The sequence below is a fragment of the Polynucleobacter sp. es-GGE-1 genome (assembly GCF_018882005.1).
GTDB lineage: Bacteria > Pseudomonadota > Gammaproteobacteria > Burkholderiales > Burkholderiaceae > Polynucleobacter.
Genome location: NZ_JACVPE010000006.1, coordinates 275497 through 286318 on the forward strand (window position 1 = coordinate 275497; position 10822 = coordinate 286318).

12 protein-coding genes are annotated in these 10822 nt (G+C 44.8%); 7 read left to right on the forward strand and 5 right to left on the reverse strand.

What is annotated here, in order from left to right; all coding sequences use genetic code 11:
- Positions 1-15: 15 nt before the first annotated feature.
- The 4 genes from ICN35_RS06370 to ICN35_RS06385 all read right to left on the reverse strand — a co-directional run bounded on the left by ICN35_RS06370 (position 16) and on the right by ICN35_RS06385 (position 2912).
- On the reverse strand, positions 16-1296 hold the full coding sequence (locus tag ICN35_RS06370) for a DEAD/DEAH box helicase (RefSeq protein ID WP_216125324.1): 1281 nt from the start codon (positions 1294-1296) through the stop codon (positions 16-18).
- Between the two features lie 142 nt (positions 1297-1438).
- Positions 1439-2017 carry a hypothetical protein gene (locus ICN35_RS06375; protein ID WP_216125326.1) on the reverse strand — a complete coding sequence of 193 codons (579 nt, stop codon included), beginning with the start codon at positions 2015-2017 and terminating at the stop codon, positions 1439-1441.
- 10 nt (positions 2018-2027) lie between these two features.
- Positions 2028-2450, reverse strand: coding sequence for a YbgC/FadM family acyl-CoA thioesterase (locus ICN35_RS06380; protein WP_216125328.1), 423 nt, complete (start codon positions 2448-2450; stop codon positions 2028-2030).
- Between the two features lie 21 nt (positions 2451-2471).
- A complete protein-coding gene (locus tag ICN35_RS06385) occupies positions 2472-2912 on the reverse strand; it encodes a GNAT family N-acetyltransferase (RefSeq protein WP_216125342.1) in 441 nt (146 codons plus the stop codon).
- Between the two features lie 144 nt (positions 2913-3056).
- Between ICN35_RS06385 and ICN35_RS06390 the strand changes: the two genes are divergently transcribed.
- The 3 genes from ICN35_RS06390 to ICN35_RS06400 all read left to right on the forward strand — a co-directional run bounded on the left by ICN35_RS06390 (position 3057) and on the right by ICN35_RS06400 (position 5383).
- Positions 3057-3638, forward strand: coding sequence for a hypothetical protein (locus ICN35_RS06390; RefSeq protein WP_255535735.1), 582 nt, complete (start codon positions 3057-3059; stop codon positions 3636-3638).
- A gap of 150 nt (positions 3639-3788) precedes the next feature.
- Positions 3789-4937 carry an iron-containing alcohol dehydrogenase gene (locus tag ICN35_RS06395; RefSeq protein ID WP_216125344.1) on the forward strand — a complete coding sequence of 383 codons (1149 nt, stop codon included), beginning with the start codon at positions 3789-3791 and terminating at the stop codon, positions 4935-4937.
- Positions 4934-5383 carry a thioesterase family protein gene (locus ICN35_RS06400; protein WP_216125346.1) on the forward strand — a complete coding sequence of 150 codons (450 nt, stop codon included), beginning with the start codon at positions 4934-4936 and terminating at the stop codon, positions 5381-5383. Before ICN35_RS06395 ends, ICN35_RS06400 begins: the two co-directional genes overlap by 4 nt.
- An 80-nt stretch (positions 5384-5463) precedes the next feature.
- Here the strand turns inward: ICN35_RS06400 and ICN35_RS06405 are convergent, their stop codons facing one another.
- Entirely contained in the window at positions 5464-6288 is an 825-nt protein-coding gene (locus ICN35_RS06405; protein WP_216125355.1) for a substrate-binding domain-containing protein, read from the reverse strand.
- Between the two features lie 97 nt (positions 6289-6385).
- Between ICN35_RS06405 and modA the strand changes: the two genes are divergently transcribed.
- The 4 genes from modA to ICN35_RS06425 all read left to right on the forward strand — a co-directional run bounded on the left by modA (position 6386) and on the right by ICN35_RS06425 (position 10652).
- Positions 6386-7153 (forward strand): molybdate ABC transporter substrate-binding protein, encoded by a 768-nt coding sequence (gene modA, locus ICN35_RS06410; protein ID WP_216125357.1) that lies wholly within the window; start codon positions 6386-6388, stop codon positions 7151-7153.
- 190 nt (positions 7154-7343) lie between these two features.
- Positions 7344-7589: a FeoA family protein gene (locus ICN35_RS06415; protein ID WP_215318298.1), complete on the forward strand. Its 246-nt coding sequence runs from the start codon at positions 7344-7346 to the stop codon at positions 7587-7589.
- Entirely contained in the window at positions 7582-9495 is a 1914-nt protein-coding gene (locus tag ICN35_RS06420; protein ID WP_216125359.1) for a ferrous iron transporter B, read from the forward strand. The genes ICN35_RS06415 and ICN35_RS06420 overlap by 8 nt, the downstream gene beginning before the upstream one ends.
- A 113-nt stretch (positions 9496-9608) precedes the next feature.
- The gene (locus ICN35_RS06425) at positions 9609-10652 is read left to right on the forward strand and encodes a fumarylacetoacetate hydrolase family protein (protein WP_215318296.1); all 1044 of its coding nucleotides are present in this window, start codon (positions 9609-9611) and stop codon (positions 10650-10652) included.
- The last annotated feature ends 170 nt before the right edge of the window (positions 10653-10822 follow it).

The following is a 10822-nucleotide window of genomic DNA, read 5'->3' on the forward strand; positions in this document are numbered from 1 at the left end:
TAATCCGTAAGAATGTTAGCGATTGAAGCTTCTTTTCGGTGGGCTGCTACGCTTAGCTGGCGCCTGACGAGCTGGAGCGCTTCCTGAGCCACCACCACGGGGCTTTCTGAATTGTTGGTGTTGTTGGCTACGCAGTTGTATGGGTTGGGCTACTGCGTTTGGATCTGGCTCAAATCCCGCAATCACTTCTTGAGGAAGTTTTTGTTTGATGAGTTTTTCAATATCCCGCAGCATCTGGTGCTCATCAACGCAAACTAAAGAAACGGCAACCCCATTAGAGCCAGCACGACCAGTACGGCCAATACGATGGACGTAATCTTCGGATACGTTTGGCAAATCATAGTTCACCACATGCGGTAACTGATCAATATCAATACCCCGCGCAGCAATATCAGTGGCTACTAATGCTGTTAATTTACCTGCCTTAAAATCAGCCAGCGCTTTGGTACGCGCAGTTTGACTCTTATTCCCATGAATGGCCATGCTGGTGATGCCATCTTTTTCTAATTGGGTAACGAGCTTATTGGCGCCATGCTTGGTACGTGTAAATACTAGAACCTGTTTCCAGTCATTGCTCTTAATGAGGTGCGCTAAGAGCGGATGCTTCTTGGTTCTATCAACGGGATGGATTAACTGCGCAATCGCTTCATTCGCACTATTGCTGCGGGCGACTTCAATCAACTCTGGTGAGTTGAGTAAGCCATCGGCTAATTGTTTAATCTCGGTTGAGAAGGTTGCCGAGAAGAGTAGGTTCTGGCGTTTCTTGGGTAAGGCAGCCAAGATCTTTTTGATATCGCGTAAGAAGCCCATGTCGAGCATGCGATCAGCTTCATCCAACACCAGAATTTCAATATCGTTGAGTGAGACACATTTTTGCGACATCAAATCCAACAAGCGACCTGGTGTAGCAACTAAAATATCAAGGCCACCAGCAATCGCTTTAATTTGGGGATTGGCGCCAACACCGCCAAAGATGACAGTTGACTTTAGGCCTGTGTACTTGCCGTAAGTAACAACAGACTCTTGAACTTGCGCGGCTAATTCGCGAGTGGGAGTCAGGATCAATACTCGTAATAGCCTTTTACCACTCGCTTTGGGAGTACTGCTGAGGCGTTGCAAGATAGGCAGTGTGAAGCCAGCAGTTTTGCCAGTGCCAGTTTGCGCTGCTGCTAAAAGATCTCCACCCTTCAGAACTGCGGGGATGGATTTCGCTTGAATAGGGGTAGGGCTGGTATAGCCCTCTTCTGCAATAGCGCGAAGAATGGGTTCTGATAAACCAAGATCTGTAAATAACATAGGGGCCAATAAAGTATTGACCCGTATTCAACGTATTTAAAAATCGACTATCCCGGTCAATGGGGTGAGCTGCCACGCAAGCGCGTTTGCAGTAAGAGCTTCTATTTTAAGTCATTGACCTCAAAGAACTCACTTTATTGAATTAAGCCGGATTCCAGAGGTTAGGAACAACGGTATTGGCATAACCAGAGACAAACGATTTTTCTGCACCAGTCACTGGGTCAAATACCGAGCGCTGAATTCTGCCGATATTGCCACCGTACACATGAATGCTGATGGACGTTTGATGGAGATGATTGTTTTCAACAACATGGATGTCATGCGTATTCGGTGAGACGGTATCCACGTAACCCGGAGGGCAAATACAAGCTTCGCCAGCTCTAAAGCCACCCTCTGCTTGACGATGGTAAGGAGTCCCTTTTTCTTCTCCGCGTAATTGGCCGACCATGCCCCAGACGGTATGGTTATGTAAGGGTGTTTTTTGACCTGGGCCCCAGACAAAACTCACAACCGAAAAGCGATCCAATGGATCTGCATAGAGAAGATATTGTTGGTAATACTGAGGATGTGGTTTAGTAAATTCGGCTGGTAGCCAATCGTCGACAGCAATGAGATTCTCTAAGAGCTTTTTGCCTTTAGTGAAAATCACTTCTTCACTTGGTTTTTGCTCAAGCAATAGGCTGAGTTCTTTAACGAAGGTGAGTAATTTTCCATCAGACATGGGATACCTTTTATTCAGCAGCAAATAGAAAATCAGGAAAGGCTTTTGGTTTCAAGGTATCAACATCCAGGCAGACGATATTAATTAAAGCGCTGGCAATGAATTCCAGTTCCATAGCAGTCTTTAAAGTAGCTCGTTTTGCGGTTTGTCGAACGCTAACCTGAGCTCTACTTCGGCGTTCAATGACTTGATCGATATGCAACATATCATCGAGGCGACCTGGTTTATGAAATTCCATCTGAAGCTCACGAACGGGCATCAAAATTTTGAATTCAGTAATCAGCTTGCTCGGGCTGAGATTTTTTTGAGCTAACCATTCAGCCCGACTACGTTCGAAGATATCAAGGTAGCGCGCATGATAGATAAATCCTGCAGCATCAGTATCGGCATAGCAGACCCGATGAGTGTAGATAAAAGTGCTTGGCAAACTCATTATTAGCGATTAGTTTTTAATTTATTTAGATAATATAAGCATCATATTACGATGGGGAATGCCCGCCTCATCGTAGGTTTGACCGGTAGCTACAAAACCCAGTTTTTCATAGAAAGGTATTGCTGTTAATTGAGAGTGCAAGATCAGAGAAGAGAAATCTTTTGATTTAGCGGTCAGCAATAGCTTTTCTAGTATTTGCCTGCCGATGTTTTGGCCTCGAAAGTTTGCCAAGACAGCCATACGCCCAATCTGGGCTTGCCCATTACCCAAATCGACTAGTCTTGCGGTGCCAACACATTGGCCGTCTTGATGAGCCAGAGCATGCATTGCTGAGGGATCGTACTCATCAAGCTCAAGCTCTTCTGGAACCCCTTGCTCTTCAATAAACACCTGCTTGCGGATGGCGTAAGCGGCTTCTGAGGCGCGCTCCCAGGGCAAAAGGAAGATTTCTATAGTTTTCAATGGTTTGGCAGTATGAAATGCAATGTGTAGATAGGTTTAATTTACCAAATAAGAAACTTTAATTAAACATGCCATGGTTACAATGCACTAGTGGCGTATCAAGCCCAATCTAGTTCCATCGAACCCCCTCAATTAGGAGTTATCTTGAAGAAATCTTTACTTGCTGGTTTATTCGCTACCGTTGGTATTACTTGTGCAACTTCTGTTTTTGCGCAAACGCCTGCAAAAATGTTGCCCTTAGCTGCTGAAGTGATTGTGCTTAGCGCAACCGTGGATTCTGTAGATGTTAAAAAACGTATTGTTATCTTGAAAGATGCAAATGGTAACTTGGCACAGATGAATGTATCTAAAGCAATCAATGACTTGGATAAAGTCAAAAAAGGTGACGTATTCTTGGTTGAGCATGCACAAGCGGTTGCGGTTGGATTAACTGCTGCTGCTAAAGATGCTAAGCCAGGCGTTTCTGGTGTGCGTTCTGTAACGATCGCTGGCAAAGGTTCTGCTAAGCCATTCGAAGAAACAACAGACACTATTTATGCAACTGTGAAGATTTCAACGATCGATCAAAAGACCCGTATCGTCACTTTCACAATGCCTAGCGGCGAGAAGCAAAAAGTGAAAGTAGATCCAGCAGTGTTAGGTCTTGAGAAATTTAAAGCTGGTGATGATGTGATCGTTGAGTTTATTGACGATACAGCGATTGGTTTCGTAACGCCTAAGAAGTAATCCTTTGGCCCCAGGTTCAAGACCTGGGGCCCATCCTTATCTTTCTTCATGCAGATGTTCATTTGGCGAAAGAGATGTCAAGAACAGACTCTGAAAAATAAAGCGTTTTAAATTAAAAGAAGTAATTTAGAAAATTAGTAAGAGGCAAATATGCAATTTGACTTTCACTCAACCCGCTCCATCCTGGTAGAAAGAGGCGGCACTATTCATCTTGCCAAGAGAATTGCCGAGCGGGGTGGAAAATCTGTACTAATCATTACTGATCCAGGAGTTCTATCCGCTGGCTTGCTTGAGAAAGCCTTACCTCAGTTCAAAGAAATTGGTTTGCCAGTGCAAATATTTTCTGATGTGCAGGCTGATCCGCCTGTATCAGTGATTGATGCTGCTGTAAAAGCAGTTCAAGATGCCAAAGCGGATTACATCGTTGGTTTTGGTGGTGGAAGCTCAATGGACGTAGCCAAATTAGTTGCCCTATTAACCCCCGGTAAAGAAAAGTTAGCAGATGTCTATGGTGTAGGCATGGCGAAAGGGCCGCGCTTACCCCTGATCTTGGTTCCTACAACAGCAGGAACTGGTTCTGAGGTAACCACCATTTCTATTATTACTGTTAGCGAGAGTGAAAAGAAGGGTGTCGTTTCTCCTCAATTACTTCCAGACCTTGCATTGCTTGATGCCGAGTTAACGCTGGGACTTCCAGCCCATGTCACCGCTGCAACTGGTATTGATGCCATAGTTCATGCTATTGAAGCCTTTACAACCAAACGCTTAAAAAATCCTGTTTCTGATTGTTTAGCCAAAGAGGCTTTGCGTTTATTGGCTGACAATCTTCATAAAGCGGTTAGGACCGGTAGCGATATTGATGCACGTGAAAACATGTTGTTAGGTGCTTGTCTCGCGGGAATGGCATTTACGAATGCCCCTGTAGCGGGTGTACACGCATTAGCTTATCCAATTGGTGCAAGATTTCATGTGCCGCATGGTCTATCAAATGCATTAATGCTGGGGCCTGTGATGCGCTTTAATTTAGAAGCTGCGCACAGTATGTATGCCGAGTTGGGTCAAATTATCAAGCCTGGCTTACAAGGCTCATCCATTGAACAGGCTACTCAACTGGCCAACTATCTTGGCGGTCTTGCTGGTGAGTTGGGGTTGCCAAAACAATTAATTGAGGTTGGTATCACCGCAGAGGATATTGATCAGTTGGCTGCAGATGCAATGCTGCAAACACGCTTATTACAAAATAGTCCTCGTGAAATTACTTTGAATGACGCTGCAGTGCTATATAGAGAGGCTTTATGAGCGATAAAAAAGCTAGTCCACCAGTTCGCGCTGATTTTGTAGCATTTGAAGAGGTTCATTCTAGATGGATGGATAATGATGTTTATGGGCACATTAATAACGTGGTGTACTACTCTTTTTTTGATACAGCGGTAAATCGTTATCTCATTGAGCAAAATGTTTTGGATGTACTTGAAAGCAGCGCTATCGGCTTGGTGATTGAGACCCAATGCCAATATTTTTCACCAATTGCCTATCCCGACATGATTCATGTTGGATTGAAAGTGGCACATTTAGGAAATAGTAGCGTCAAATATGAAGTCGCCATTTTTAAGAATGAGGATGACCTTGCCTCAGCGATGGGATATTTTGTCCATGTTTATGTTGATCGGAAGACTAATAAACCAACACCAATTCCACAGGATGTTCGCGAGGTGTTACAAAAACTTGTAAAAGTAGCTGAATGAATACATTCTCAACCGAAGTATGCAGATAGACATGGTTGGCAAAGCGCGCATAGAGGCATTAAGATTTTTTCCCAATAAGTCTATTTCTTAGCATTAGGAAAGAAGAGTTGTTCGCCACCAATTTGATAGCTAGCAATCACGTCTTGACCATTCTTGGAAATGAGCCAGTCGATAAATGCTTGGCCCTCAGCCTTTTTCACTGACGGGTACTTGGCTGGATTGACTAGCATCACGCCATATTGATTAAAGAGCTTGGGGTCGCCTTGAGCCAATATAGTGAGGTCACCACGATTCTTAAAGCTTAACCAGGTTGCGCGGTCTGCCAAGATATAGCCATTCATTGCTGAGGCGGTATTGAGGGCAGGGCCCATACCGGAGCCAGTTTCTTTATACCAACTCTGACTTGGTGAAACGGGAATGCCAGCACCTTTCCAGTAGCGAAGCTCTGCAGCATGTGTGCCACTCTTATCACCACGAGAAACAAAGAGTGCTTGGGCAGATGCAATTTTTTGGAATGCCGCTTGGATATCTTTGCCACCGCCAACTTTTGCGGGATCAGATTTTGGCCCAATCAATACAAAGTCGTTGTACATCACTTCATTGCGTTTGGTGGAATAGCCTTCTTGGACAAATAGCTCTTCTGCTGGTTTGTCATGAACGAAGACAACATCTGCATCGCCACGACGCCCGATATCCAAGGCTTGGCCAGTACCTACCGCAACCACTTTGACATCAATACCTGTTTTCATCTTGAAGATAGGTAGGATGAAGCCAAACAGTCCAGATTGTTCAGTGGAAGTAGTGGAAGAAACCACAATACTTTTTTCTTGGGAATTTGCCAGAGGGCTATAGCCCAATATTGCTAGTAGTGCAGTGCAAAGTATGTGTGAGAATAATTTTTTCATCGGATAACTTTTTGTTGTTTGAGCTAATACTATCGCATAAATTAGTAATACGATTTTGAACAAGCATCGCTTCGCATCCGCTAGAATGGGCTTAATCATGCACCTTCGCACCCTCTTCTTATTCGCATCACTCCTGCTGTTTGCAAACTTTGCTTTTGCTCAGGGTGCAACGGTTGCTGTTGCTGCCAATATGAAAGATGCCTTTAGTGAGATTGCCGGTGCGTTCAAGGCTACTGGTAAATCAGAGTTGAGAATAGTGTATGGCTCCTCTGGTAATTTCACAGCTCAAATTATGAATGGTGCGCCATTCAATCTCTTGATCGCCGCTGATGAGTATTTTCCTCTTGAGCTTTATAAAAATGGCAAGACGATCAATGAAGGAGTTGTCTACGCCATTGGCAAGCTTGCCTTGATCGCCAAAACCTCTGCTGGCATTCAGCTGGTTAACAGTAAGGCGGAGGTCAGTAGAGCCATCATGAAGGCAAACAAGATTGCTATCGCAAAACCTGAGTTAGCGCCTTATGGAAAAGCGGCGATGGAATATCTCAATGCAGAGGGCTTATGGGATCTGGCGAAAAATAAACTGGTCTATGCCGATAACATTGGCGTGGCTACAACATACGTAGTGAGTGGTGCGGCAGATATTGGCTTTACTGCTTTGTCATTAGTGAAGTCATCAGGGGTTGTAAAAGAGACCAACTTCATATTGGTCGATAGCAAACTCTATTCCCCCATTCAACAAAGAATGGTGTTGATCAAAGACGCTCCACAAGAGGCGCAAGATCTATATCAATTTATGCAGGGCCCGCAGGCTAAATCGATTCTGCGTAATTACGGCTTCACAACACCTACTGCACTGAATTGATTTCAGGTATTTGCGTCTCTTCTCAATCAATTCAAATGAGTCTGGATTAAGCCTATTACTTTTGCTTTGGATCAAATCCTAAAGGCTTAGGATGCCTCATTATTAAAGGAATAATTTCGCTTTTGAATGAATGATATTCATTCTCATTTAAAGCTATAATCCCTTCTTAGCTAGCTAAAAAGCATATTGAATGAATTTAGATCAGGTCGACCTTGGTAACCTCTATCGGGTGAGTGAAGTGAATGCCCCCAAAGGCGCCCCTCAAATTAAGGGGCAGTTGGAAGATATTGGCTTTCTTCCCGGTGAGCAGGTCACTTTGCTGCGCAAAGGTCTGCTGAAAAAAGGGCCTTATCTAGTTCGAGTTGGTATTTCCACATTTGCCTTGCGTCAATCAGAAGCTCGGATGATTGAGGTTGAGTTAATTCCTCATGTCTGAATCTACCGTCCATTTTTTCCCCAACGAACCAATCGTCGCTTTATTGGGTAATCCCAATTGCGGAAAGACCGCATTATTTAATTTACTCACTGGCAGTCGCCAGAAAGTCGCCAATTATTCTGGTGTAACTGTTGAGCGTAAAGAGGGTCGACTAGCACTTGGGTCTGGAAAAAATATTCGTATCCTAGATTTACCGGGGGCCTATAGCCTTTATCCCCGATCACTTGATGAGCGGGTGACTTGTAATGTCCTCTTGGGCAGAGCAGAAGGGGAGAAACGTCCCGACTTAGTTTTGTGCATTTTGAGTGCTATGAACTTGCGTCGCAATCTACGCCTAGTGTTAGCTGCGAAGCGCTTGGGATTGCCATGCGTTGTAGTACTCAATATGCTCGACATCGCTAAACGCCAAGGCTTGCAGATTGATACAGCTGCACTCTCTCAGGAACTGGGGCTTCCGGTGATTACGAGTGTTGGCATACAGTCAGATGGCGCAGATGGTATCAAGCAGTTCTTATCAGAACTAGATTGGCGCAATCTCAATGCCTTGCGCACCGGCACTAGTGATGCCACCTTAGAAAATGTTGCTTCGCATATTGCCCATACAGAATCTGACAACGTGCAGGTACAGCGCATATTGCAGAACTTGGGTCTTGACCAAATTATTCCCGATCAACTGAGTGATCGCTTGGATGCAGTATTGCTACACCCAATAGTTGGTCCGATGATTTTGGTTGTCTTACTCTTTTGCATTTTCCAAGCCGTCTTTACTTGGGCAACCATGCCGATGGAATTGATCAAGACCTCGATTGAATATCTTGGCACACAAATGAGTGAGGTTCTGCCAGACACCTGGTTACGTAGCTTGTTGATTAATGGCATCTTGGCTGGATTAGGTGGGGTTGTGATCTTTCTGCCGCAGATCTTGATTTTGTTCTTCTTTATTTTGTTGCTAGAAGAGTCTGGTTATTTGCCCAGAGCAGCCTATCTCTTGGATCGCGTGATGGGCTCCGTTGGTTTATCGGGGCGCTCATTTATTCCCCTTCTATCTAGCTTTGCCTGCGCTATTCCTGGCATCATGGCAACGCGCAGTATCTCTAATGCGCGCGATCGTTTAGTCACCATCTTGATCGCACCGATGATGACTTGTTCAGCGCGTCTGCCGGTGTACGCCTTATTAATCTCTGCATTTATTCCGGAACAGAAATTATGGGTCGGCATTGATTTGCAAGGCTTAGTGCTGTTCTTGTTGTACTTGGCCGGTATCTTGGGGGCCATGGCTGTAGCTTGGGTGCTGAAACGATTTACTAGTGAGCAGTTCAGAATGAACGCCCTCATGATGGAGTTACCGAGTTATCACTTGCCACGCTTAGGCAATTTAGCCATCAGTCTATGGCAACGCGCAGAAATTTTCTTGCGTCGTGTGGGTGGCATTATTTTGATCATGACCATTGGCCTATGGGTTTTATCGTGCTTTCCGCAGCCACCAGAAGGCGCAACTGGATCTCCAATTCAATATAGTTTTGCTGGCGTCATCGGACAGGCCCTAGCGCATGTCTTCTCGCCAATTGGTTTTAACTGGCAGATCAGCATTGCCTTAGTGCCTGGCATGGCCGCGCGCGAGGTAGTCGTGAGTTCACTTGCAACGGTTTACGCCTTATCAAGCTCTAGTGCTGATGCAGCAGAAGCATTGATTCCATTGATCTCTAGTGGTTGGTCGTTGGCGACTGCTCTTTCTTTGCTGGCATGGTTTGTGTTTGCGCCGCAGTGCCTTTCAACCATTGCTGCGGTTAAGCGCGAAACGGGCGGTTGGAAGATTCCAATCATTATGCTGAGCTACTTGTTCGGACTAGCTTACATTGCTTCATTCATTACCTACCGCATTGCGACTTTCTTCGGCTTAGCTTAGTCGTCCGCTTTCATTCTATTTGCTGCACCACCGCATATTTTGCTGCAGTAATATTCCTTTTGTAGTGATTAATTAGCAATTAAAATAATTTATTAAAACAAAAGGAGAAATGGATGAGTTCACGCCGTCAATTTATGAAAACCGCATCAGCAGCAGGTGCTGGTTTAGTAGCAGCTTCCACTATGGGTGTAATGCAAGAAGCTTCTGCACATCAAACTTCAGTATGGGGTGGTGAGCCATACAAGGGTCCTCGTGAAATGGTGAAGAACAGCAAGATCCTCTCCATTATGAATTCTGACGGTACAGAGACGTTAGGGGTTGTGACTCCAAAGGGCGTAATTGATGTCCGCGCTGTAGCCAAGAAGATGAAGATTGCCGCTCCAACTACGCTAGATCAGTTGTTGCAAGAAGGTAATGCTGCAGGATTTAATAGAGTAGTGGCTAGCGCAGATAAATCTGGTGTTCCTTACTTAAAAGAATCTGACATTACTTTTGGACGTCTATTTAAAAATCCAGGCAAGATTATCTGTGTTGGCTTAAATTTCCGTGCCCATGCCGATGAGGTTGGTCGTGGTTACCCACGCGTTCCACCATTGTTTAATAAATACAATAACACTCTGACTGCGCATAACAGCTTATTGCAGATTCCTCCGCCATCAGTGTCTTACAAGCTTGACTATGAGACTGAGCTGTTGATTGTGGTGGGCAAGCAAGGACGTAACATCCCTGAATCTGCGGCGCTCGATTATATTGGCGGGTATTGCACCTCTAATGATTTCTCCTCGCGTGACTTGCAGCTAGATCTACCCAATGGTCAGTGGATGGTAGGTAAGACCTTGGATCAGTACGCACCAATCGGCCCTTATTTTGTGACGGCTGATTTAGTGGGTGACCCTAACAACTTGACGGTCAAAACTTGGGTCAATGGTGAGCTACGTCAAAACTCAAATACCTCAGACTTTATTCATAACACCCAAAAGATGATCTCCTATATCAGTACCTATTGGACTCTAGAGCCTGGCGATATTATCTTTACGGGAACTCCGGAAGGCGTAATAGCAGGGATGCCGAAAGACAAACAAGTCTGGCTGAAGAAGGGCGATAAGGTAGTCAGTTCAGTAGGAAATCTTGGTGAACTCAAATTTACCTTGGCATAAGCTAACTTAAAACTAAGCCGTACATTAGAAAAGCCACCCTATGAACTGACCCCCAAAAGTTGGACGCTATGTCCAACCAAGGGGGTTTTGTTTTATGAGCAAGTACAGCAAGCAGTTCAAGCTAAAGGTGGTTAAAGAGTTTCTAAAGTTTGGCGGTCTTAAGCGGGTAG